Origin of the sequence: Mangrovibacterium sp., from assembly GCF_041596335.1 — a bacterium.
In the GTDB taxonomy this organism is placed as follows: Bacteria; Bacteroidota; Bacteroidia; order Bacteroidales; family Prolixibacteraceae; genus Mangrovibacterium.
The window spans coordinates 25,023-48,686 of sequence record NZ_JBFHIT010000008.1 but is presented as its reverse complement, the minus strand read 5'-3'; the positions used below and the strand labels follow the sequence as shown (position 1 = coordinate 48,686).

Genomic DNA, 23,664 nt, shown 5'->3' with positions numbered 1-23,664 from the left:
TGAGAGGCACGAAATAAACACAGCATGCAGAAAACACCAATCATACATTTGAATGACGTCGATATTTACCAACAGGATAACCTTGTTTTATCGAGCGTTCACCTGGATGTTTATCCGGGCGAGTGGGTCTATTTGATCGGTAAAGTCGGGAGTGGTAAATCGAGTTTAATTAAGGTGCTAAATGCTGAATTGAAACTGTTTAGCGGTGAAGCAACGATTGCCGGTTATGATCTTCGAAAGTTGAAGAACCGGGAGCTTCCGTATTTGAGACGTAAGTTGGGAATTGTATTTCAGGATTTTAGATTATTGCCAGATCGATCGGTAAAGGAAAATCTGGTTTTTGTGCTCAAAGCTACCGGCTGGAAGCAGGAAAAGGCGATTAACGACCGTGTTGTTGAAGTAATGCAAAAAGTTGGAATGCTATACAGTTTAAACCGAATGACGCATGAGTTGTCGGGAGGCGAGCAACAAAGGGTTGTGATTGCCCGAGCTATTTTAAATGATCCGGATATTATTTTGGCTGATGAACCAACCGGTAACCTCGATCCGGAAACTTCAGCTGAATTAATGCAGATATTTAGCGAGTTAAACAGAAAGGGAAAAACGATTTTGATGGCAACTCACGACTATCACCTAATCGAACGGTTTAAAGCAAAAACACTGCTCTGTGCTGATTTGAAGTTAAGCAATCCGGGGAAGGAACAGTTGAGTCTTGATTTTTCGGAACTTATAGACCAAAAAAAATGATGTTCCAAAGAAACAAGCATTTCTTCAAAACATCATTATCTGTTACTTGTCGCAAAAACTTACTCTGCAACAACAGAATCAGAAACGGCAACTTCAACTGAATCAGCTACAGCTTCAACTTGTTCAGTTACTGTTTCCTCGATTGCAGTTTCTGTAACTTCTTCTGCGGGTTTTGTTTTAGATCCGCAAGACGCCATAACGGCCATAATTCCTAAAAGAAAGATAATCTTCTTCATAACAAAATAGGGTTTAACTTGTAAATAAATCAGGGTAAATAATACTCATAACGGTTAAGCGAAATTAGTCAAAAGATTAATACAACAAACTAATGGTTTGCAAAATTTGAAAATTTCATGTGAATGTTTCAATTTGTTAACGAAAAGCTGACAATCAGTTAGTTCAGGTTATGAAAAATTTTGCTAAGAACCGGGATTTGTCGTTCCCAGCATAGTTCCTGTGATGCTTTGGGCAGATTTCTTAAACAAAATTCGCGCAGTTTCCGGTCAAAAAGGATTTCATTGATCTGTTCGGCCATCTGCTCGGGATGGTGCGATTTTAATACAAGACCGATGCCGTAATTATTTACTACGCGAGCCATCTCGGGCAACGGACTAACCAACACGGGAATTTGATGTTGGATGTAGTCGAATAATTTGTTTGGCAAAGCAAAACGATAATTTAGTCCAAGATCTTGTTCGATGGAAAGGCCTAGATCCGCTTGGGCGGTCAAGGCCGATAATTCGTGAAAAGGTACTTGCCCCCAAAAACGGACTTTAAATTGTAATCCAAGTTCTCGGGTAAGCGTTTGTAGTTGATCTTCCATATCTCCCGAGCCAACCAACCACAACTGAACGCCTTGCAGATGGCGCATAGCTTGTATGGCGAATTCCAGACCACGACCCAGATTTAGGGCTCCTTGGTAGATGACAACTTTTTCGTCATGAGGAATAACGGTTGGGTCAATATCGTAGCTAAGCTGCCCTTTTCTGACCGGTAAATTGCGGAGTACTTGAAATTGAGTTCCGTATAGTCTATTGTATTCGTCAGCAATCGACTGCGATACCGTAAAGGCATTTTTCAGCCGGGGAAGGATCAGTTGCTCGATCTTCTTCCAAACACTCTTTTTAAAAGGCCGGTTGATTAACTCCGGAACCTCCGTAAAATATTCATGGCTATCGTAGACAAGTTTTTTATTGCTCAATTTACTTGCCAGATAGCTAGCAGTAAGTGTGTCAAGGTCGTTTGATAGGATAACATGTGCGCGGGAAAACAGAAGTCGGAAGAACAAACGAACATTGAATTCGAGATAGAAAAACGGGCCTGTTTCAAAAACCAGGCGCATTCGGTGTGCCGGATAGTCACGTTTTGCTAAAGGAAGGCTTTTTTTGCGAACCCGGCCAGTAAGGCGGGGTTGAAAGCCCATGTCAAGCAGGCTTTGTGCAACCTTATGGACTCTGTTGTCTGTAACAAGGTCGTTAATAACAACAATATCAACTATAACAGGCTTGTTCATTCTGTTTTTCAAAGTATTCAATTGACTTCAATGCAATGAAATTTTGTTTATCGGTTAGTACGCTCCATAAACTCCTCTATATTACAAATCGGTTTGTATGCTTAAACGAATATAAAGCAGGTTCTATTATCTTTGGCAAAAAATCAATTCATGATTCGTTTCGAAGAGAACTTTTCGCTTAAAGCATTCAATACATTTGGCGTAGACGCCAAGGCCCGTTATTTTTTCGAGTTTACCGAGTTGGAAGACCTTCCTGTTTTTTTGGCCTCTTTTCCCGATTGGGAGAAAGTGCCTTTGCTGGTAATGGGAGGAGGTAGCAACCTGCTTTTTACTGCTGATTTTGAAGGGCTGGTATTGCACGCTAATATTCCGGGAATTTGTCAGGTGAAAGAAGACAGAAACTATGTTTGGGTGGAAGTTGGTGCTGGCGAAATCTGGGATCGGTTTGTGGCGTGGTGCGTCAGTCAAAGGTTTGTTGGACTAGAGAATCTGTCTCTGATTCCCGGCAATGTCGGATCGGCTCCGGTTCAGAATATCGGAGCCTATGGCGTAGAGGTTTGCGACTTAGTTGATACCGTAAAAGGGTTCGATTTGAAGACCTTTACGGATTATGAAATTCCTGGTGCTGAATGCCGTTTTGGTTATCGGGACAGTATCTTTAAGCATGAGCTGAAGAATCGTTTCATTGTTACTTCGGTGGTGTTTCGGCTTGATAAATTTGCGGAATATAAGTTGGATTATGGCGACTTAAAAGCCGAAGTAGAACGACGTGGAGGAGAGAACCTGAACAATATTCGCGAAGCTGTAATTGCTATCCGTGAGTCGAAATTACCCGATCCGGAACGCTTGGGCAATGCAGGCAGCTTTTTTAAAAACCCGGTTGTCGCCAATGTAGTTGCAGAGCAGTTGAAAAGTCAATTTCCGGCCATGCCGCTATATCCGGCAGGCGAAGGAAAGAGCAAGTTAGCTGCCGGTTGGTTAATCGATCAATGCGGATGGAAAGGGTTTCGCGATGGCGATGCCGGAGTGCATGAAAAACAAGCGCTGGTAATCGTGAATCACGGAAAAGCTTCGGGTGCTGAACTCTATGCGCTGGCTTTAAAAATTCAGGAGTCTGTGCGGAAACAATTCAACGTTCAACTTGAACCGGAAGTTAATATTCTGGGGAGTTAGTCTTTTTTATCCTTTTTGCTTATGTTTGGCGTAAAGCGAATTATTGTTGCTCCCGGGTTTTGAATGTCTTCGTCGTAGGTGTTGTCATTTCCGGTTCGTTTCGTGGGGTCAACCAGTATTTGCTCTTTGATATCTTTATTTAACTGATCCATACTTTGGTCGACATTCGACTTTAGTTTCTCCTCATCGTAACTGGTAATCGGATTGATCATGTACGTCCGGTAATTCACAAAAATACGCGCCTTCTGGAGGTAGGTTGGGGTTACACTAACCACCTTGGGTGCCATGGAAACGTGGTTGACCATCAACGAATCACCAGCTTCAACCACCATCTTGAAATAACCGGAATGGTCACAGGCAACAATTTTTGAATTTCGGTAGTTAATCAGGAAGGCTCCTTCCAACGGTAATGAATCCTGCGTTAGCACATAACCATCGAACACGAATGTTTTTGTTTGGTTGTTTTGGCTGTAACCAGACACAGCACTCACAATGGCAATCAATATTGTTAAATATAGAATTCGTCGCATTAGTTCATTAGATTGTAAATAGGCCTCCAATGTACATTAACGAAAGATGATATCAAAAGTTTTTAGATGTTTAAACTATCGTTATTCGTTGCGTTATCTTTTTCGCTTTAGTAGGCTAATCAAGTCGCCTAAGCGGATCGTTAATCCGGGATCATATTCGTCGGGGTTGTACGGCGGTATGCGAACTGATTTAGAAATGTTTGGATGATAGCCAAGCTTTTCGAGTTGCCGATACATCGATTGCATGTTTTTTTCAAAATATTTCATCTGAATAGCATACGAATTGCTAACTACCGGCTCAATCATATAAGTGCGATAATCAACCCCGATAGTGTCGATGGCCTTGCTTTGCTCCGGCACATGCACAACCTTTGGCATCAGCGTAAGGTGGTTAATCATGAGCGAGTCACCGATCTGAGCTGTTGTCTTGAAATAGCCCTTGCTGTTCGTGGCAACGATCTTCATTGTGCGATAATTGATGAGGTACGCATTTTCAATCGGAATGCTGTCTTCGAGCATCAGGAAGCCTTCGAAAACAACTGTTTGAGGATTCGGATCTTCTTGTGCAAACAACGGGAAAACAGAAATACAGAGCAGGACAGCAAGCAATAGTCGCATATCTTTTTCTGCAAATCTAGGCCGATTTGATGTTAATGAAAATGAAGCTTCGCTAAATAAAAAAAAGTAATGTTAACAAATGTTCATCCGGTTATTCGAAAATTTTATTTGCGTTTAACGCATTGCGGTAACGTTCAGCATTGGCATTGTGTTCCCGTAAAGTGCGGGCAAAATTGTGGTAGCCGGAAAAGTCTTCGCGGGCACACATATACAAGTATTTATTTGCGTTTGCATTCAGAACCGCATTGATGCTCGATATTTCGGGGAAATTGATGGGGCCGGGAGGCAGTCCGGCGTATTTGTAGGTATTGTATGGCGAATCGATTTCCAAATGACGGGTGAGGATGCGTTTGATGCCGAAATCGCCCAGAGCAAATTTTACCGTCGGGTCGGCCTGAAGGAGCATCCCTTTTTTAATGCGGTTCAGATACAGTCCGGCAACAATTGGTTTTTCGTCTTCTTTAATGGTTTCTTCCTGTACGATTGATGCCAGTGTAATCACCTCGACAGGAGTTAGTTTGAGCGAGTCGGCTTTCGCCAGGCGAGTGTCATTCCAAAAGCGCTTGTATTCAGCATGCATCCGCGAAACAAACTGCTCGGGACTGGTTGTCCAGTAGAGTTCGTAGCTGTTCGGAATAAACATGGCATGAAAGGAATGCTCGTTGAACCCATATTCACTGATCACTTCCGGTGAACATAGATAGCTGATTAGTTTTGAAGAGTCAGGTTCGATGTATTTGGCGATTTTGCCTGCTAAATCGGCCATGAACCGTAGGTTATTAAAGGTGATTGTGATCGGTTTCTGATTGCCGGCTTTCAGCATGTTTACCATCGAATTTGAATTCATTCCTTTGTTGAAGACATATTTCCCGGCTTTTATAGATTCAGCGTAGTTCTTCTTTTTAGCGACCCATCGAAAAGCTTTCTCATTTTCTAAAATATCCATGCTTTTTAATGAATCCAACACCTGTTCAAACGAAGCGTCGTGCGGAATGGTTATGCTCCCGGGATTTTTTATGTTTTCAGCAAAAACATAATTGAAAAGCCGGTACCCGTACAGGCCGACCAGAACAAAAGCGATAGCAAAAATTACGATGATAATTTTATTGAGTTTAGGAAAAAGCATAATTCGGTTTCCGTTGTTTAGTTCCATTTCGTTTAAAATTTGTTCTGCAAAAATAGTGTTTTATTCAAAAATAAACCGGTGTAAGCTTTTCCTTAATTTTGTTCAAATATCGAAATTCGAAATACCTGAATTAAATCAATTTGCCTATTTTCGTACACGCAGTAAAAAAATCAATAAAAACGATACATATGCATCAGGTTAAATTAGCAGACAACATTTACTATCTGGGATACAATGATCGCCGGACTCATCTTTTTGAAAATATCTGGCCAATTCCGCACGGAGTTTCTTATAATTCGTATTTAATTGATGACGAGAAAGTTGCTCTGGTCGATACCGTAGAGCGTGGATTTATCGATGATTATTTGGAAGATATTGATGCGATCTTGCAAGGACGTGACGTTGACTACCTGGTGATTAATCATATGGAACCTGATCATTCGGGGGCTCTGCGAGCTATTTTAATGAGATACCCGAATATTACGCTTGTTGGGAATAAAAAGACGTTCGGTTTTGTTGAAACATTCTATAAGAAGGCGACCAATGTGTTGGAAGTGAACGATAATTCGGTGTTGGAACTTGGAAAAACGAAATTGCAGTTTCAGACCGTGCCGATGGTGCACTGGCCTGAAACGATGGTTAGTTTCGAGGAAACCAATAAGATTCTGTTTTCGGGTGACGCGTTCGGTAGCTTCGGAACGCTTGATGGCGGTGTTTTTGATGATGAAATCAACCTCGACTTTTATGAAAATGATATCATGCGCTATTTTACCAATATTGTTGGTAAGTATTGTCCGCACACCCAACGTGCGATCAAGAAATTAGCACCACTCGATATTAAAATGATTGCTGCAACACACGGTCCAATCTGGCGCACAAATCTTGATTGGGTGCTGAGTCGGTACAATAAATGGAGTACCTACCAAACCGATCCGGGTGTCGTAGTTGTCTATGGTTCAATGTATGGTCATACCCAAAAAATGGCAGAAGTTATTGCCCGACAGTTGGCTGAACGTGGCATTCGCGATATTCGGGTTTACGATTCTTCTAAAACGCACAAATCGTATATTATTAATGATATTTTCCGTTATAAGGGATTTATTGTCGGTAGCTGTGCCTATAATAATGCGATGTTCCCGAATGTTGAAACCTTACTGACAACCATTGAGCACATGGGTGTGAAAGACCGCTACTTAGGTGTATTTGGAAACTTTGCCTGGAATGGTGGCGGAGTGAAAAACCTGATGAAGTTTTCGGAAGCGGTTAAATGGGATTTAGTGTATGACCCCGTTGAAGAAAAAGGTTCACTGAAAGAAGATAAGTATCAAATGTGTATTGAGCTGGCAAATGCTATGGCCGATAAGATTTTGGCCGAATAACAGTGTCGAACCAAGTTTCATAAGAAAGCCATCAGTTTTTACTGATGGCTTTCTTGTTTTTTTAGACTCGCCGGAGGACATGATACCTGAGAATGACGAGCCGTATTTAACCTGTAACGGTATTTTAAAACTATAAGGTTATTCCGGTTTTGAAGATTGCAATTTCTTTAAAACCACTTAGTTCATGCTTCAGTTTCTTTCCTTCAGCAACCAATTTAAGTTCGGCAATGAAATCAGCCAGCGTTTCGTCGATCGTTTGATCTTCAACCATTCTTCCGGCATTGAAATCGATCCAGTTTGATTTTTTTTCCGACAGCGGCGTGTTCGTAGAAATCTTCATTGTTGGAACAAAACTACCAAATGGAGTGCCACGGCCGGTGGTAAACAGTACAATCTGGCAACCACTGAATCCAAGTGATGAAGCAGCGACCAGGTCGTTGCCGGGAGCACTAAGCAGGTTGAGTCCGTTCTTTTTGATGGGCTCAGCATAAGCGAGCACATCTGTAACAGTTGCAACACCACCTTTTTGAGTACATCCCAGCGATTTATCTTCCAACGTGGTGATTCCACCTTTTTTGTTTCCTGGCGATGGATTTTCGTAAACCGGCAAATCGTGCTTCAAATAATACTCTTTGAAGCCATTGATCATTTCAACTGTTTTTGTGAATACTTCTTCGTTTTCAGCGCGTTCCATCAGTAGGTGCTCAGCACCAAACATTTCAGGAACTTCGGTCAGAATGGTGCTTCCGCCTTGTGCAACCAAAAAATCGGAAAAGGCGCCGACAAGCGGGTTAGCTGTAATTCCAGACAGCCCATCGGAACCACCGCATTTTAATCCCACTTTTAATGTCGAGAATGGAACATCCTCGCGCTTGTCCTGCCGCATTTGAGCGTAGATTTCCTGAAACAATTTCAGTCCCTCTTCTACTTCATCCTCTACATCCTGCGCCACCAAAAACTTTACCCGTTGCGGATCGTACTCGCCAATAAACGTTTTAAGGTGGTCAATCTGGTTGTTTTCACAACCCAATCCCAACACCAATACGCCACCGGCATTTGGGTGATTAATCAATTGAGCCAAAGCTTTTTGAGTATTGGTATGATCGTCACCTAATTGAGAACATCCGTAACTGTGTTTAAACACGTGGATGCTGTCGATATCCGTCGGATTATTTTGCTCTTTGAATAGTTGAATTATTTGCTCGGCTTGTCCGTTTACGCAGCCAACTGTCGGAACAATCCACATTTCGTTGCGAATTCCCACATTTCCATTGCTGCGCTTGAAGCCTTTGTAAGTCAAGTTTTGATTTTCAAAAGGCAGTGCATTCAGTTTTTGGTTGAATTCGTAGCACATTGTGCCCGACAAGTTGGTTTTAATGTTGTGGACGTGCACGTAATCTCCCGGTAAAATTTCCGCAGTAGCATGGCCAATTGGAGCGCCGTATTTAATGATGTCGCTTCCTTCGGCAATTGCAGTTACAGCAATTTTATGGCCGCGGGGCACATCGTTCAAAATTTCGAGTTCAATACCGTCCAATTCAACCAACTCGCCTTTTGTGAAATCTTTCAGGGCGATAATGACGTTGTCGAGTGAGTTTATTTTGATGTAATTTGCCATTTTACCGGTTATTTATTTAAATCTGATGATAATTAGATTGCTGATTCTTCTTGTTTGTTCTTTTGTTCAATGGTGATTTTCATAAGCGGATTGTCATTGCTCAATACCGTTTTTATCGCCTTTTTCATCCCTACTTGTTGGATCAGGAATAAGTAATGGCTCACTGTTAAGGTCAAGTTTGGAACGTTATTCAAGTCTTGTTTCCATACTTTTTCCAGTTTCAATACCTTTTCTACCAATTGATAAATTGAAATTGGACGACCGTCACATTCCGCCCAGGCTTCTTTATAGAAATCCAAAATCCATTGGTCATCTTGTACCTGGTAAGTATTTCCGTCGATCTCGCCTTTGAAATATGAAATCATAGCTGCCAGCGAGAAAACCAGTTTTTGAGGCAACATGCCGTGCTTTTCATTGAAGCTTAACAGTGAAGGTAGGTTGCGGGTTTCCCACTTCGACATGGCGTTCAAAGCAATACTTTGCCACAAGTGACGAATGAATGGATTTGAGAATCGTTCGAGAATTTTACCCGCGAAGGTTTTCAGTTCTTTTTCAGTGCCATCTAATACCTTCAGAACTTCGTCGTAAACCATTTCTTTCATGAAGTTACCCACTTCAAGACTTTCGTAGGCTTCGCGAACGGTTTCGATACCGTAGAGGTACGATACAGCGTAGCTGCCTGTATGACACCCGTTTAGCACGGCTACTTTCTGTTCCCGGAAACGAGTCATATCTTTTACAAATTTCACTTCCAATCCAGCCTTGTTAGCCGGGAATTCATTCGCTACCCATTCCGGACCTTCGATCACCCACAAGTGAAAGTATTCTCCAACAACAACCAAATTATCTTCGAAGCCTAATTCAGCCTGAATATCTTTGATGTCATCTTTGGGGAATCCCGGAACGATGCGGTCTACCAAGGTGTTACAAAATGCACACGCGGTTTCAACCCAATTGATGAATTCTTCACCCAAATTCCAGTTCTTTGCGTGCTTCAACACATATTTTTTTAGAATATCACCATTGCGGTCAATCAATTCGCAGGTAAAGAAAATCAAACCTTTGTCCGCAGCACCGTCGAATGCTTTAAAGCGTTGGTGTAACAATGCGGTAACTTTTCCGGGAAATGACTTTTGCGGCTCCATCTCCAGTTTGTCGCTTTCGTCCCAGCTAATCCCTGCTTCGGTCGTATTTGAAACAACAAAACGTAATTCCGGATTTAGAATTGCGGCTTTGTAAGTTTCATATTCAGTGTAAGGATTAATTCCCTTATTGATACATTGAATGAATTCAAATTCTTTAACCGGTTTACCTTCTTTAATTCCTTTTAAGTAAACGTGGTACAGTCCGTCTTGTTTGTTTAACAAGTCAACCATTCCGGTTGGGAGAGGTTGAACCACATCAACGCCGGTGTTAAAACCGATTTCGTTATTCATCTTTTGGACGATCCAATCGACAAATGCGCGTAGAAAGTTTCCTTCTCCAAATTGCAAGATGCGGCTAGGGTATTTAGCAGCGGTTGAAATGTTTGTTCTATTCAGTTCCATGATTTTGGTTTATTAATATTATAATGTCGTTATCGCACACGGGATGCGGTTAAAAAATGTCGTGTGCGAACACGACATGTGCTGCGAATGTAGAAAAAAAAATTATTTCCACTCGACTTTCCACTCGTTAAAATTTTAATCCGTTGAATTTCAGTAGCTAAGTTTACCACTTGTAAAGCACTTAAAATGGCTGCGTTGTTGTGTTAATGAATATATTATGAGGTGGTTATGGGCTGTGTTGATGCTTTGTTGTTTGTGATAAGTGCTCGGGATAGAATCAATATAAATTAGAAAATCAAAAGGTAGGCTTCATGATAACTTTACATGAGCGGAAAAGGGAAGAGGGAGAAGCTGAGAAATGGGTGTTGAAATAACAGAGGACGCAAGAATTGAAAATTGATGACGTTTGTGTTCTTTGGAACTATACCGTAATAGTACAAGTTGTTTTTGGTTGAAGATTATCTTCCAAAAGTAATCAGTTCGATGGGTGTTGTGCCGGCAAATACAAAAATCAAATTCATTGAGTCGCTGGACGGAATTAATGAACATGAAAAAAGGCCGGGAAAAATTCCCGACCTTTGCGATATCGAATTTTGGAGATTATGCCAATAATTCTTTCACTTGATTGTAGACGTTTTGTCCGGTGAAGCCCAGTTTTTCGTCCAATACTGTATAAGGAGCCGAAAATCCGAACGATTCCAACCCAAATACTTTACCATCGGCACCAACCAAACCTTCCAGAGTTACAGGAAGTCCGGCAGTCATACCGAATTTTTTCACACCGGCAGGCAGAACTTCAGCTTGATATGCTGCGCTTTGGCTGCGGAAACGACCTTCTGAAGGCACCGAAACAATGCGACATTTCACACCATCTTTTACTAATAGTTCGGCACCAGCAACCAACGTACTGACTTCAGAACCACTGGCCAACAGAATGATATCGGGTGTTCCTTCGCAGTCAGTTACAATGTAGGCTCCTTTTTCAGATTGTAGAGCTTCGGCGTAACGATCGCTTTTTGCAGGTAGATTGGCAATATTCTGACGGGAAAGGATTAGTCCGGTTGGAGTTGATGTGTTTTCCAATGCCATTTTCCAGGCAACTGTTGCTTCTTCACTATCGGCAGGACGTAGCACCAGCATCGAGTTTTCTCCGTGGTGGTTTTTCAATTTCTCCATTAGGCGAATTTGAGCTTCCTGCTCTACCGGCTGGTGTGTTGGTCCGTCTTCGCCAACGCGGAAGGCATCGTGAGTCCAAACATATTTTACGGGCAATTGCATTAATGCGGCCAGTCGAACTGCAGGTTTCATATAATCCGAGAAAACGAAGAATGTACCACATACCGGAATTACACCGCCATGCAAAGCCATACCGTTCATGATTGTAGCCATAGTCAACTCGCAAACACCAGCTTGCAAGAAAGCTCCGCTGAAATCTCCTTTTTGGAAGGCAGTTGTCTTTTTTAAGAATCCGTCGGTTTTGTCTGAGTTTGACAAGTCGGCAGACGAAACAATCATATTTTCAATCTCATCGGCAAAAGCAGCCAATACAGTTGAGCCGGCTGCACGAGTTGCAGAACCTGCTTTTTGAGTGATTTTGCTGAAATCGAAATTAGGAGCTTCTGTAGAGAAGAATTTCTCCAATTTAGCGGCTAATTCCGGATTCGCTTTAGCCCATTCTGCCTGGGCGGCTTTTTTCGCAGCTGCAGCCTTTATCAGATCTGCTTTGCGTGCATCGAAAAACGTTTGAACTTCGTCGAAGATGACAAACGGATTCTCAGGGTTACCTCCTAAATTAAGAATGGTTTTTTCCAACGATGCACCTGCTTCGCCTAACGGCATACCATGAGTGGCACATTTGCGTTCGTAGTTTTCGCCGGCAACAGTTAATGCACCTTTACCCATAATTGTTTTACCAATAATAAGGGTTGGCTTTTCAGTTTCCGTCTGGGCTGTTTTTAATGCACTACGAATCGCTTCAACACTGTTTCCTTCGATGGTGATTACTTTCCATCCCCAGGCTTCGTATTTTTTTGCTGTATCTTCAATGGTTACAGCATTGGTTTCTGTTGACAGCTGAATGTCGTTTGAATCATAAAACATGATCAGGTTGTTCAATCCAAGATAGCCCGCGATACGGCCGGCACCCTGAGAAATTTCTTCCTGTACACCACCATCAGAAATGAAAGCGTAAGTTTTATGAGCCATCCATTCGCCAAAACGTTCAACCAGAAAGCGTTCTACAATAGCCGCACCAACTGCCATTGTATGCCCCTGACCAAGCGGGCCGGATGTGTTTTCAACACCACGGGTTGGGTCAACTTCGGGATGTCCCGGAGTTACGCTGCCCCATTGTCTGAAATTCTTTAAATCATCCATGTTGTACGTTCCGGTTAATGCCAGAATCGAATAAAGCATGGGGGACATGTGTCCCGGATCGAGGAAAAAACGATCACGGTTAATCCAGGTCATCTCACTTGGATCGTAATTTAGAAATTCAGAATATAAGACACTCACAAAATCAGCACCTCCCATGGCACCACCCGGATGGCCCGATTTTGCTTTTTCAACCATAGCGGCAGATAAAATACGAACGTTATCTGCTGCTTTTTCAATCAATTTTTTACTCATGATTAATTAATTTATTGCTAGAAATGGATCTTTTATTGAGAATATGGATGTAAAATTAAAATAATTCCCGGATATAGAAATTCGGGAAAAAAAGATACCGATACTTTTCGCCTTATTACGATTGGTACCGGTATCATTTTACATTTTACGTGGTAATTATTATGGGAGAACCCGAACCATAATCACCCCTTCGATGTTGCCTAATTTTTCAGCCAGTTCGGCTGAAGGAACAGACCCGTCAATATCGATAATATTGTAAGCAATATCTGCTTTGTTTTTGTTCAACATGTTGGCAATGTTTAATCCTTCAGAAGCCAAAAGGCTTGAGATTTGACTTACCATATTTGGAACATTCTTATTGGCAATAACCAAACGTGGGCCGCCATTGCGTTCCATTTCTGCTTCTGGGAAGTTTACCGAGTTTACGATGTTTCCTTTTTCAAGGAAATCGCGCACTTGATCTACAGCCATAATCGCACAGTTCGTTTCTGATTCTTCGGTAGAAGCACCAAGGTGAGGAATAGCAATCACATTTTTCATTTTCAAAGTGGCTTCATCCGGGAAGTCGGTAACGTAGCAACCTACTTTTCCTGATTCCAGCGCTTCTGCCATATCTGCTGTGTTTACCAAGCCGCCGCGAGCAAAGTTCAAAATGCGAACACCGTTCTTCATCATTTTGATTTTGTCTTTGTTGATGTATCCTTTTGTTTCAGCTGTTTGCGGGATATTGATCGTAACAAAGTCTGCATTCGAAAGTAATACTTCAATACCTTCGGCACGTTTCACGTTGCGGCTCAAACGCCATGCTTGTTTCACCGAGATGTAAGGGTCGTAGCCCAAAACTTCCATTCCCAGAGATTGTGCCGCGTTTGCGATTAAAACGCCAATCGCTCCAAGCCCAATAACAGCCAGCGTTTTTCCGCGAATTTCGTTTCCTCCAAAGTTTTTCTTTCCGGCTTCAACAAGGGCAGGAACTTCGTCACCTTTACCGATGAGTGTTTTAGCCCACTCAATTGATGGTGCGATACCGCGCGATGCCAACAACATTCCGGCAAGAACCAACTCTTTTACCGCGTGTGCATTCGCACCAGGTGTGTTGAATACAACAACGCCACTGTCGGTACATTTTTCAATTGGAATGTTATTAACTCCTGCTCCGGCCCGGGCAATTGCTTTCAGGCTTTTAGGCAGGTCCATGTCGTGCATGGCTTGCGAACGTACAATAATTGCATCTGGATTTGAAAACTCACTGGCAATTTCGTACTGATCCAGCGGGAAATTTTTCAACCCTTTCGGGTCAATCTTATTTAAGGTTTGAATCTTAAACATGTGGTTATAATTTTTGTAAAGTGCCTATTAATAATGTCAATTTTTAAAGCATGACAAAGATCACAATATTATTTTAGAATCTTTCATGCCATCCCTTTTTTTTGGCGATTTTGAAATTAAACTAACAATTTTTTGATGTTTTAATTTGTAAAAAGCCAGATTGAATTTCAATTCGTAAAACAGAGTGCTCGGACAAAAGGATTGTATTTTATTCAGGATCTGACCTGCCGTTGATTGGTTTAACGCCGGTCTCTGTCTGATTGATGGATTGCTGTTCGACTTGTTTATTTTCCTTTCCGCCAACTTCCTAACGATTTGGCAGTCGATTCAACTCCGCGGCTTACAAATTTGACTTCCTCGATGGAATAAAAAGCGTTGGGATTGTAGGTTCGGATAATCTCAATGACCTGGGTAATGTCTCCTCGCTTTATGATTGAGTAGATGACAGCCACTTTTTCGTTGGCGCCGTAGGCGTCGTGATATGTAATTCCGTATCCCTTCGCTTTAAGTTTGGCAATCAGGTTGTCGGCATTGGTGCGGGTAATGATTTGAAGATGAACGATACCGACCGCCAGTTTCTCTTCTATTATCAGCCCGATATAGTTTCCCGCAGCAAAGCCTGCCCCATAAGCGACGTAGGCTACCCAGTTGTCGATGTTTTGGATAATTTTACTCATGGTAACCAACCATATGATTACTTCAAAGAAGCCGAGTAGTGGAGCAATCCGTTTTTGGCCTTTAGAGACCATCACAATTCGCAAGGTGCCAACAGTAACATCGCTGATGCGGGCGAGCACGATCATAAGTGGTAAAACCACATAAGAAAAAAGGTCGGAATGATAAAAATCGGTCATGGTTGCACAAGCTGGTTGCTGCGAATATAATGCAAAATCGTGTTTGGTAAATAAAAAAGCAGGAACTATTTTATCATAATTCCCCATCTGCATGGCTGGTTAGCGCCGGAAAACAAGTACACAGAGGCAGCAAGTCAATGATTGTGATCGGAATAAGTTGAGGTTTGGGCCGCGTACGCACTGCCAGAAACAACATGAGGCATTTGAGGTTTACAAGCCTGATGAAATCTTCAACGTCGGTCTTTACCTTGCGATTGCTTTTCGCTTCACCTTTCGACTTGCAGACCCAAAAAAACGAACTCTTTTATGACTAATGATACGGGAGGCTGACACTTCGCTGGGAATTTGTGATTGAATTTTTGTTTTCTATATTCACAGCAAAAAAAACGAGGACTATAGGCTTGGGATCGAACATGATGACTCGTACATAAGAGCGAAAGAAAATGACCGTCATTGAGTAGCCTGTGAGCTCCCGACCTTCAATTGGGAACGCGTCAGAAAATTATAACACAAATTATTAAACGATGAAACGACTTATTGCCGGAATAATGATTTTTGGGGGACTTGGCCAGATCGCTACTGCTCAAGTGGTGTTGGATGCCAATGGCCCGGGAGATACCTATGAGCTGATAAACTCGGTTTTGGCCCCCGGGTATACAGCAGTAGAGACACCAGATTGCGGTCATCTTGATTTTGGGCGACATATTGATGAGGTGTTTGATAATGATTTGAATACGAATGTTTTTCGGTTTTTCATTCATGCCAATATTGATAACGATCGATGTGAAAAATTCGACAGACAACGCAATGAGATAAAGACCTATGACCAGTCGCCCGATAATTTAAAAGCGGTTATTGGAGAAACTGTTGTGTACAATTGGAAGTTCAAACTGCCTGAAGGTTTTCAGTCTTCTTCCAGTTTTACTCATATACATCAATTAAAAGGCGTTGGCGGAGAGTACGAGGATATGCCGCTGATTACGTTTACAACCCGCAAAGGTACGCCCGACAAACTGGAGCTTCGTTATGCAGCAGAGTCTACACAAACAACACTAACATCGGTAGATCTTACCCCCTTTAAGGGTGTTTGGGTGGAAGTAACCGAATCGGTTTCTTTCGCTACAGTGGGCAGTTACAGTGTAACCATAAAGACCGTCGACGGTGGCACGGTGCTGCTTTCCTACGAAAATAATTCGTTGAACACGTATAAAGAAGGAGCAAGTTTTCTTCGCCCCAAGTGGGGGATTTACCGCAGCTTGAATAATGTAAGCGACCTGCGTGATGAAGAGGTGCTTTTTGCCAGCTTCAGTATTAATGAGCTCATTACTACAGCGGCAGCTGATAATATTGTTGATGTTGAGGAATTTGTTTTGATTCCGAATCCGGCAACCAACACGGTGAAAATAAGCGGTAAACTAGCTGCAAATTTTTCAGGCATTAGCATATACAACAAAATAGGCCAGAAAGTAATGAGCTTGAATGAACAACGAACAGAGTTCAGCATCTCGTCCCTGAAGGCCGGGCTTTATTTTCTCACACTAATTACGCCAGCAGGCGAGAGCAAACCGGCAAAGTTGATGAAAATCGAATGATCAAGGAATTCATTCCAAATCATTTTGCATCAATTCGGTGACGCTTTTTTTTAAATCCCGAGCTAAAATGCGCCAGCTTATTTTGTTGTGACGCATTGACGAAGCGAGCAAAATGGCATTGGCAATCGTTGTTTTTTTGCAGCTGCACTTTTATTCAGCCCATTCCGATTAAGCGATCAGATCGAATTCAAAGCAAATGAGGGTTTCACATCGATGTGAAACCCTCATTTGCTTTGAATAGCTATTGTAAATTCTAGAATTCGCTGGTGAAATGGAACTTAATATCTTTGAATTCGCTCTGTGTCATTTGTAAGATGAAGGCCGAATCAGCCATAAACACATCGCGTCCGCGTTTATCAACAGCCATTTTCTGGTGTTTTCGTTTTTTAAACTCTATCAGCATTTTTGGATCGTCGCATTCAATCCAACAGGCCTTGTGCATCGATAACATTTCGAAACGACATTTCGCATTGTATTCGTGTTCCAGTCGGTATTGAATAACTTCGAACTGTAATTGTCCTACGGTGCCAATAATCTTACGGCCATTGAACTGGCTGGTGAAAAGCTGGGCTACACCTTCCTCCATTAGCTGGTCAATTCCTTTTGCCAATTGCTTCGATTTCATCGGATCGGCATTTTCAATGTAACGGAACATTTCCGGGCTAAAGCTCGGTAAGCCTTTAAAGTGCACGTCTTCACCCGAGGTTAACGTATCGCCAATGACGAAATTTCCGGTGTCTGGTATCCCGATGATATCTCCCGGGAAAGCTTCATCAACCACTTCTTTTTGAGACGCCATAAAAGCCGTAGGGCTCGATATTCGTATGTTTTTTCCGGATCGAATGTGCTTGTAAACCGCGTTCCGTTCAAACTTTCCGGAGCATATCTTGAGGAAAGCAATACGGCTCCGATGGTTTGGGTCGATGTTGGCATGGATTTTAAAAACAAAGCCGGCGAGTGTTTCTTCATCAGGCTTTATTTCGCGTTCTTCGGTAACGCTGGGGCGAGGGCTTGGTGCTATTTCAACAAAGGCATCCAGCAATTCCTGTACCCCAAAATTGTAAAGTGCACTACCAAAGAATACCGGAGCTAAGTCGCCGTCCAGATAATTGTTTACATCAAACTCAGGATAAACGCCTTCTACCAATTCCAGTTCTTCACGCAGTTCGTTGGCATCGTCACCAATGTGTTTTTCAAGTTCCGGATCGTTGATGTCCTCAAACAAAAAGCCGGGCTCTATTTCCTGTACGTTGGCATCAAATAAGTTGAGGCTACGTTTATATATATTATATACTCCCTTAAATTCGTCACCGCTATTGATTGGCCAGCTTAAGGGGCGGGTTTTGATTTTCAGTTGATCTTCAATTTCATCCAGCAGGGTAAAAGTGTCACGGGCAGGGCGGTCGAGTTTGTTGATGAAGACAATCACCGGGGTCTTGCGCATACGGCAAACGTTCATCAGCTTCTCGGTTTGCGGTTCCACCCCTTTTGCCGCGTCAATCACGATAATAACGCTGTCAACCGCAGTTAGCGTTCTGAAAGTATCTTCCTGAAAGTCCTGGTGACCAGGCGTATCAAGAATATTTACTTTGTATCCGCGGTACTCAAATCCCATTACAGAAGTGGCAACCGAGATACCCCGCTGCCTTTCAATTTCCATAAAGTCGGAGGTGGCTCCTTTTTTAATTTTATTGCTTTTCACAGCACCTGCAACCCGGATTGCTCCACCAAATAACAGTAGTTTTTCAGTTAGTGTAGTTTTCCCGGCATCGGGATGGCTGACAATTCCGAATGTTCTGCGACGTTTAATCTCTTCTTTAAAACCCATAAACGGTAAATTATTATTGCAATTAGCGGTGTACAAACGCGTCTTTCAACGATCAGTTTGTATCTTCAGATCAAGCCAAAGCTTGTCGAATTTGAGCTGCAAAAATAGAATTTTTTAAAGAATGTCGGGTAGAAAGCTGTAAGTGTTTAATTAATTGCTTTTGAAACTCGTTTCCAGAATAATTTGTGAAACTTTTGACCACTACGGCCAACGATGTCGTAGAAGTTTTGAGGCACATCGCGAGGCGAAAATTTGTACTCTCCTTTTCGTTCGTACAGCGAAGGAACTTCGGGATGGAACTGAATTCCAATTACATTGGGATATTTTTTATGGCGGAATCCTTCAATTACTTTACCATCCATCGATCTGGCTGTTACTTCCCAGCAATCGTTCAGGTTTTCAACTGCCTGGTGATGTGAACTTAATACTTTGGGGGATATATTTCCTTTCCAGCGGACTTCTTTCTGAAAAAAACCATCAATCTCGAGCCTTAAAGGATGAAAGTTATAGGGCATTAGCTGAGGATTGTCGAAGATTTCCTGCCAGTAGTTACGGTGAATATCATCACGATCGAGTTGTACAATTTCTTGTGGAGTATTTGCAGAATACAATTCCGAAGGAATATCCTGTACCATCGTTCCACCGGTGGCCACATTCATTGTTTGCATACCTAAACAGATGCCAATAACAAAGTATTTTGGGTTCCGTTCGAGAAAAGGCGTAAAATTGAGATTTTTGTTGCTGCCTAGTAAGTGGAAAGCGAATGAAAGTTCCATCAAGTGTCGATTGGGGTCGGTTACTTCCGACAGCGTCCTCGTTTCGCCATATGCTTCGGGTTGAATATCGGGCCCTCCAAAAAGAAAAATCCCCTCAGACTGGCTAAACATGATATCGAAATTGTTCGTGAAATCGTTGGGTTCAAAAATATTATCAATCGTCAATGTTCCTGTAAGACGTTGTAAATGAAATTTTTCAAGGTTGTTGTCGCGGATGTATCGAATCGTTTGTGAATAATCATATCGTTCAGCGTAAAAATAAATTCCGATAAATTCCGTTTCTCCTACGAAAAGTAAGCGCTTATCGAGCAAATATCTGATTCTTTCAATGTTCTCTACCGTCGGATTTGTCATAAGAATGTACGATTTTTCAGGATCGTAATCTGTATTAAAGAAATTTTGGGCAAAAACGGGGGTCGAGATGAAAAAGCTAAAGATCAATAAGAATTGAACGAATATTCTTTTGACTTTCATGTTGAGCGTACTTTTTTAGATTTAGTGATGAAAATAATCTTTTTCGGTGACAACTGAAAAAACGAAGGAAGTATATTTTTATTATTATTTTTAGCTGAACTAATACGTATCTAAAACCGCATAAAATGTCATTTAAACTCTTTTTTCTCAGCACTTTTAGAGGGCTTAAAAATACCGCTAAAGTGGAAGCGAAACGCGATCAATTATGGGCTGATTTTCAGTTGTATACGGAGCTTCAGCAGTCGGAGGACTTAAAACCCTATCAGGAATTGGATCAGTATGTCAATTCAGAGGCATTCAAAAAAGAGAAGTCGGAGACTAAAGCATTAAAGTTTGCCGGTAGCCCGGAAGCGAAACTGCTGAGTGAGTTTAAAAAGTTGGAATCGGATGCGAAATTGAAAGATTTTTATGTGGCCCTAAATTCTGCCGATTTCCAAAAGTTTAAATTGCTGGAAAAGAGTGACACGATTAAGGAGTTTGTAGCATTGCGGGATTACGTTGGGAGTAAGCAATTTGAATCGGACAAAGCTGCTTTCGAAGCCTTGGATAAAACCGAAGACTCTGTGAGTTTTGAGCAATCGGAAGCAGGTCGAAAGTATGAGACCTTCCGGAAGCTCTCAAATTCAGAGGACGTATTGTTCTGGACTGAATATCCATCAAGTAAGATGCATAAGCACTACAAAGAGATGGTAAATTCGCACAAAAGGGTTAGGTATGAAGAGCTTAAAAAAGAGATAGAAACGGAAGCGTTTCAATCGCGTAAAGCTTTTCTGGAAGATACCGATCGATGGGAAAAAAGCGAAGCTTCTCAAAAAGAGAAAACATATTTGGCTATGAAATCGGAACCGCGTTTCCAGGTGTACGATAAATATAAAAACACAAACGAATTCAGTTTTTTCGTCAATCATGAGCTTTTGCTCGAGGATCATTTTGAAAAAGGAGAGCTGGATAAAAGCAAATGGAAGTCCATTAGTGTGATGGCGGAAAGGACTGTTGGGAAGAACTTTTCGAAAGCCGGCGATTTGCAGGGCTATACGAATGGAGAAAACATTTTGCAAGCCGGTAGCTCACTAAAACTGGCCGTAAAGCGGGAAAAAGTCGATTCGTTCGTCTGGAACTTTCCGATCGGTTTTATCCCCGTTAGTTTCGATTATTCTGCCGGAATGATTTGCAGTGCGGAAAGCTTTCAGTTAAAAAGCGGAGTGTTGGAAGCCAAAATTAGATATCAACCCAATAAACAATTGGTTGATCTTTTTTACTTGTCGGACGATCAGAACAATTATCGTCTAAATTTGCTGGAAGCCGGAACAGTTTGTCAATTGGGGCTGAGCCAGAACAATAATACCAATGGCAGCGAGTCGCTTGGTGGATTGTCTGCCGGGCAATTTTATATTTTCCGGATGGAGTGGGGGCAAGGCCGAATTTGCTGGACAATCAATAACCATGAAATTTACAGTGTTCAGCAAAATGTTCCTGATTCACCGCTTCGGATCAATATGAGCTCAATTGTGGTTGAAACACCACGATCGTTGCCTCATTATTTTGAGATTGATTGGGTTCGATTGTATAAAAACAAATAGGTGCAATAACTGGAAACCCTAGTATCCGCGCTTATTAAACAAAACATATCCAAAACTAAACACCAGGTACCACTTGGTGTTTTCGTTTTCCAGGTAGTTTAGAGTGAGGCTGATTGGGCCGGCGGCCGACTGATAAACCAAACCTCCAAGTCCCATTATTTTTGTCTCTTTAGGCGAAAAGTCGCTATAAGTAGCCAAGCTGTTTTCATCGCTGGCGATTTTTCGCATGGGCAAAAATCCATAACCTTCCATCCTAAAATGCAGCTGATCGCTTAGGTTTAAAACAGTTTTCAGTCCGCCGGCAACATAGCGGTTCGCCCTAAAATTGTCTGTTACCAGCGTTTTGCTGAATGGGGTTGGACTGAAATCGGGTGCACTCAGGATACTTGAATAGTAATTTGAAAACAGTTCTTTATTGCTGTAAACACCTTCCGCGAACAGTCCAACTTTATAATTTGAACGTATTTTGATGTATTTGTCATAGTTGGCCTGAAGCTTCCAGAACGAGTGGTTACTTTGGCTAGCCGTGAAGATTTCTGACTCAGAAGAATTTGTTCCTGGTTTAAATACTTCCTCTCCGGTGATGAATGTTGCGGCAAGTTTCGCAGCCCTGCCTTCGTCCGGAAACTGTTTATAGTTGAACGAATTTTCTTCGAATGTCAGTGAGCTTGAAAATGAGTTGAAGGTTGTTTTATCCTGCGTGTCGCTTTCGAGAATCAGGGGTACGAGGTAATATTTGTCAGACATGTCGTTGAAGCTCGCCGACAGCATTAGCTTTCCATGTGTCCACATCGGAATTCCTGCCTCGAAACGCAGGCTGTTTTCATTTGAAATAACGGAAGGAGCTAAAACATTTTCGAAAAAGAATTCGCTACTGGTGTTGTAGTAGTCCCACCGGTTGAAAGTCAGATAGCCGGAAAGATAAAAGGGCAGTTTCGTTGGAAAATCGATTCTGCCTCCTGTTTTAATTGAACTGTAAATACGACCGAAATAGATATTGGTGCTTAAAGTATAAGCACGGTTTTTAAAAAAGCGGTAGTCCAAACTCAGGAATCCTTGGTTAATTGGTTTTGTGCTTACATTGCCACCGAATTGAATTTCCAGTTGATTTTCCGGTTTTACTTTCAGATGCAAGTCGAAATAGCCGGTTTGCGGATTATAAATGGAAATAGGTCGGATTGATTTAATTTGCGGATCGGAGACCAGTTTGAAATATTCCTTGCGAAGCTCATCCAAATCGATCACGTCGGAGCGGTGTTTGATGCTTTGTATCAGATATTTGCGCTGCAGTGGGTCGCTGATCCCTTCAACTTGTACGTTTTCAAATTTCAATTCCGGCTTTCTTCGTTCAAATTCCTCACGTCGGCTCTGAACTTCCTTAATCGGTGTACGTCTTGTAATACGGTGGGCAATACTGTCTATTATTGAAATAGTATTGTCGTATCCGGTCTGGTTGATTTGGTCTATTTTCCCGAAATCAAGCAGACCAATATCAGTGAAGGAAGATTCGATCAGGATTCCCTTGTCCCCCGGGATTTGGTAGTTCGTTTTCTGCATGATCAGGTTCTCCAGTTGAGCCATCATGTCATCTTCATCTGGGCGGATGGCATTGTTAGCTACCTTGTGTCCGATAACGATATCGGGATTGAACGTTTCGAGGGCATTTTTAACCGGAAAGTTATTTACAATTCCACCGTCAAAAACAAGTGAACCATCAATCACGATCGGTTTAAAGTAGAACGGAAATGTCATGGATGCCCGGATTGCTTCACCCAAATCACCCGACGACAATTGAACTTCTTTGTTGTCGTATACATCGGTGGCGATACAGAAGAATGGAACAAATAAATTATTGAAGTTGTAATTACAAACCGCATTTGTAGCCGAAAACATTTCCATAAAGGCAAAGTCCATTTGCTCTTCCGGAATGATATTGGTGGGCAACAGAATTTTTAGTTTGTCTTCCTGTTTTTTGAGATCGATGCTAAAATACGATGGCGTTTCTTCGAGTTTGCTGAAAAAATAGCGGTATTCTTCCTGTATTATTCCGGTTGACCAAAACTTAAACTGATCGGACTTGAAAAGGATCTCCATTTCGTCGGGCGAATAGCCGGCGGCATACAGCCCGGCTACTATTGCTCCCATTGATGTCCCGGCAATATAGTCAATTGGAATGTCGTTTTCTTCCAGCGCGCGGATTACGCCGATGTGAGCCAGTCCTTTAGCTCCGCCACCGCTGAGTACCACCGCTACTTTTTGAGCCGATAGTGACGTATAAATAAGTAAGAAAATGATTGCTAGAGCCGATGATCTCATAGTTGGGAGTCAGAAATTAGAGTATTGACTCAAATG

At 42.0% G+C, this 23,664-nt stretch carries 18 protein-coding genes; 5 read left to right on the top strand and 13 right to left on the bottom strand.

The genetic code is table 11. From position 1 onward, the window contains the following. The first annotated feature begins 24 nt into the window (after positions 1-24). Positions 25-747 (top strand): cell division ATP-binding protein FtsE, encoded by a 723-nt coding sequence (locus tag ABZD21_RS04820; RefSeq protein WP_372773304.1) that lies wholly within the window; start codon positions 25-27, stop codon positions 745-747. Positions 748-806: 59 nt separating this feature from the next. Here the strand turns inward: ABZD21_RS04820 and ABZD21_RS04815 are convergent, their stop codons facing one another. Both ABZD21_RS04815 and ABZD21_RS04810 read right to left on the bottom strand, forming a co-directional pair. Then, positions 807-983: a hypothetical protein gene (locus tag ABZD21_RS04815; protein ID WP_372773302.1), complete on the bottom strand. Its 177-nt coding sequence runs from the start codon at positions 981-983 to the stop codon at positions 807-809. Between the two features lie 158 nt (positions 984-1,141). Beyond that, positions 1,142-2,260 carry a glycosyltransferase gene (locus tag ABZD21_RS04810; protein ID WP_372773301.1) on the bottom strand — a complete coding sequence of 373 codons (1,119 nt, stop codon included), beginning with the start codon at positions 2,258-2,260 and terminating at the stop codon, positions 1,142-1,144. A 150-nt stretch (positions 2,261-2,410) separates the two neighbouring features. Here ABZD21_RS04810 and murB point away from each other — a divergent pair, with 150 nt between their 5' ends. After that, positions 2,411-3,433, top strand: coding sequence for a UDP-N-acetylmuramate dehydrogenase (gene murB / locus ABZD21_RS04805; RefSeq protein WP_372773300.1), 1,023 nt, complete (start codon positions 2,411-2,413; stop codon positions 3,431-3,433). On the opposite strand, the gene ABZD21_RS04800 is transcribed toward murB, so the two are convergent. The 3 genes from ABZD21_RS04800 to mltG all read right to left on the bottom strand — a co-directional run bounded on the left by ABZD21_RS04800 (position 3,430) and on the right by mltG (position 5,734). Further along, complete coding sequence (locus tag ABZD21_RS04800; RefSeq protein ID WP_372773299.1) at positions 3,430-3,963, bottom strand: hypothetical protein; 534 nt, start codon at positions 3,961-3,963, stop codon at positions 3,430-3,432. The genes murB and ABZD21_RS04800 overlap by 4 nt on opposite strands. 93 nt (positions 3,964-4,056) lie before the next feature. Beyond that, on the bottom strand, positions 4,057-4,581 hold the full coding sequence (locus tag ABZD21_RS04795) for a hypothetical protein (RefSeq protein WP_372773298.1): 525 nt from the start codon (positions 4,579-4,581) through the stop codon (positions 4,057-4,059). Positions 4,582-4,672: 91 nt separating this feature from the next. Next, the gene (gene mltG, locus ABZD21_RS04790) at positions 4,673-5,734 is read right to left on the bottom strand and encodes an endolytic transglycosylase MltG (protein WP_372773297.1); all 1,062 of its coding nucleotides are present in this window, start codon (positions 5,732-5,734) and stop codon (positions 4,673-4,675) included. Positions 5,735-5,895: 161 nt separating this feature from the next. Here mltG and ABZD21_RS04785 point away from each other — a divergent pair, with 161 nt between their 5' ends. After that, complete coding sequence (locus tag ABZD21_RS04785; protein ID WP_372773295.1) at positions 5,896-7,086, top strand: FprA family A-type flavoprotein; 1,191 nt, start codon at positions 5,896-5,898, stop codon at positions 7,084-7,086. 130 nt (positions 7,087-7,216) lie between these two features. On the opposite strand, the gene ABZD21_RS04780 is transcribed toward ABZD21_RS04785, so the two are convergent. The 5 genes from ABZD21_RS04780 to ABZD21_RS04760 all read right to left on the bottom strand — a co-directional run bounded on the left by ABZD21_RS04780 (position 7,217) and on the right by ABZD21_RS04760 (position 15,149). Beyond that, positions 7,217-8,704 carry a UxaA family hydrolase gene (locus tag ABZD21_RS04780; protein ID WP_372773294.1) on the bottom strand — a complete coding sequence of 496 codons (1,488 nt, stop codon included), beginning with the start codon at positions 8,702-8,704 and terminating at the stop codon, positions 7,217-7,219. Between the two features lie 32 nt (positions 8,705-8,736). After that, entirely contained in the window at positions 8,737-10,251 is a 1,515-nt protein-coding gene (locus ABZD21_RS04775; RefSeq protein WP_372773292.1) for a tagaturonate reductase, read from the bottom strand. 600 nt (positions 10,252-10,851) lie between these two features. Further along, positions 10,852-12,879 (bottom strand): transketolase family protein, encoded by a 2,028-nt coding sequence (locus ABZD21_RS04770; protein ID WP_372773291.1) that lies wholly within the window; start codon positions 12,877-12,879, stop codon positions 10,852-10,854. Positions 12,880-13,038: 159 nt separating this feature from the next. Continuing rightward, the gene (locus tag ABZD21_RS04765) at positions 13,039-14,208 is read right to left on the bottom strand and encodes a phosphoglycerate dehydrogenase (protein ID WP_372773289.1); all 1,170 of its coding nucleotides are present in this window, start codon (positions 14,206-14,208) and stop codon (positions 13,039-13,041) included. Between the two features lie 284 nt (positions 14,209-14,492). Continuing rightward, on the bottom strand, positions 14,493-15,149 hold the full coding sequence (locus tag ABZD21_RS04760) for a DUF2179 domain-containing protein (RefSeq protein WP_372773288.1): 657 nt from the start codon (positions 15,147-15,149) through the stop codon (positions 14,493-14,495). A gap of 437 nt (positions 15,150-15,586) precedes the next feature. On the opposite strand from ABZD21_RS04760, the gene ABZD21_RS04755 reads away from it, so the two are divergent. Then, on the top strand, positions 15,587-16,654 hold the full coding sequence (locus ABZD21_RS04755; protein WP_372773286.1) for a T9SS type A sorting domain-containing protein: 1,068 nt from the start codon (positions 15,587-15,589) through the stop codon (positions 16,652-16,654). 253 nt (positions 16,655-16,907) lie between these two features. Here ABZD21_RS04755 and ABZD21_RS04750 read toward each other — a convergent pair whose 3' ends face one another. Together ABZD21_RS04750 and ABZD21_RS04745 are read right to left on the bottom strand one after the other, a co-directional pair. After that, positions 16,908-18,482: a peptide chain release factor 3 gene (locus tag ABZD21_RS04750; RefSeq protein ID WP_372773285.1), complete on the bottom strand. Its 1,575-nt coding sequence runs from the start codon at positions 18,480-18,482 to the stop codon at positions 16,908-16,910. A gap of 146 nt (positions 18,483-18,628) precedes the next feature. Further along, positions 18,629-19,732 carry a gamma-glutamyl-gamma-aminobutyrate hydrolase family protein gene (locus ABZD21_RS04745; RefSeq protein WP_372773283.1) on the bottom strand — a complete coding sequence of 368 codons (1,104 nt, stop codon included), beginning with the start codon at positions 19,730-19,732 and terminating at the stop codon, positions 18,629-18,631. Between the two features lie 125 nt (positions 19,733-19,857). Here ABZD21_RS04745 and ABZD21_RS04740 point away from each other — a divergent pair, with 125 nt between their 5' ends. Beyond that, on the top strand, positions 19,858-21,312 hold the full coding sequence (locus tag ABZD21_RS04740; RefSeq protein WP_372773282.1) for a hypothetical protein: 1,455 nt from the start codon (positions 19,858-19,860) through the stop codon (positions 21,310-21,312). A gap of 18 nt (positions 21,313-21,330) precedes the next feature. Here the strand turns inward: ABZD21_RS04740 and ABZD21_RS04735 are convergent, their stop codons facing one another. Further along, on the bottom strand, positions 21,331-23,628 hold the full coding sequence (locus ABZD21_RS04735) for a patatin-like phospholipase family protein (protein WP_372773281.1): 2,298 nt from the start codon (positions 23,626-23,628) through the stop codon (positions 21,331-21,333). Between the last annotated feature and the right edge of the window lie 36 nt (positions 23,629-23,664).

Bases quoted from the DNA above. Each gene is read 5' to 3' on its own strand.
- ABZD21_RS04820 (WP_372773304.1), top strand. From the start codon at position 25: ATGCAGAAAACACCAATCATACATTTGAATGACGTCGATATTTACCAA.
- ABZD21_RS04815 (WP_372773302.1), bottom strand. From the start codon at position 983: ATGAAGAAGATTATCTTTCTTTTAGGAATTATGGCCGTTATGGCGTCT.
- ABZD21_RS04810 (WP_372773301.1), bottom strand. From the start codon at position 2,260: ATGAACAAGCCTGTTATAGTTGATATTGTTGTTATTAACGACCTTGTT.
- murB (WP_372773300.1), top strand. From the start codon at position 2,411: ATGATTCGTTTCGAAGAGAACTTTTCGCTTAAAGCATTCAATACATTT.
- ABZD21_RS04800 (WP_372773299.1), bottom strand. From the start codon at position 3,963: ATGCGACGAATTCTATATTTAACAATATTGATTGCCATTGTGAGTGCT.
- ABZD21_RS04795 (WP_372773298.1), bottom strand. From the start codon at position 4,581: ATGCGACTATTGCTTGCTGTCCTGCTCTGTATTTCTGTTTTCCCGTTG.
- mltG (WP_372773297.1), bottom strand. From the start codon at position 5,734: ATGGAACTAAACAACGGAAACCGAATTATGCTTTTTCCTAAACTCAAT.
- ABZD21_RS04785 (WP_372773295.1), top strand. From the start codon at position 5,896: ATGCATCAGGTTAAATTAGCAGACAACATTTACTATCTGGGATACAAT.
- ABZD21_RS04780 (WP_372773294.1), bottom strand. From the start codon at position 8,704: ATGGCAAATTACATCAAAATAAACTCACTCGACAACGTCATTATCGCC.
- ABZD21_RS04775 (WP_372773292.1), bottom strand. From the start codon at position 10,251: ATGGAACTGAATAGAACAAACATTTCAACCGCTGCTAAATACCCTAGC.
- ABZD21_RS04770 (WP_372773291.1), bottom strand. From the start codon at position 12,879: ATGAGTAAAAAATTGATTGAAAAAGCAGCAGATAACGTTCGTATTTTA.
- ABZD21_RS04765 (WP_372773289.1), bottom strand. From the start codon at position 14,208: ATGTTTAAGATTCAAACCTTAAATAAGATTGACCCGAAAGGGTTGAAA.
- ABZD21_RS04760 (WP_372773288.1), bottom strand. From the start codon at position 15,149: ATGGGGAATTATGATAAAATAGTTCCTGCTTTTTTATTTACCAAACAC.
- ABZD21_RS04755 (WP_372773286.1), top strand. From the start codon at position 15,587: ATGAAACGACTTATTGCCGGAATAATGATTTTTGGGGGACTTGGCCAG.
- ABZD21_RS04750 (WP_372773285.1), bottom strand. From the start codon at position 18,482: ATGGGTTTTAAAGAAGAGATTAAACGTCGCAGAACATTCGGAATTGTC.
- ABZD21_RS04745 (WP_372773283.1), bottom strand. From the start codon at position 19,732: ATGAAAGTCAAAAGAATATTCGTTCAATTCTTATTGATCTTTAGCTTT.
- ABZD21_RS04740 (WP_372773282.1), top strand. From the start codon at position 19,858: ATGTCATTTAAACTCTTTTTTCTCAGCACTTTTAGAGGGCTTAAAAAT.
- ABZD21_RS04735 (WP_372773281.1), bottom strand. From the start codon at position 23,628: ATGAGATCATCGGCTCTAGCAATCATTTTCTTACTTATTTATACGTCA.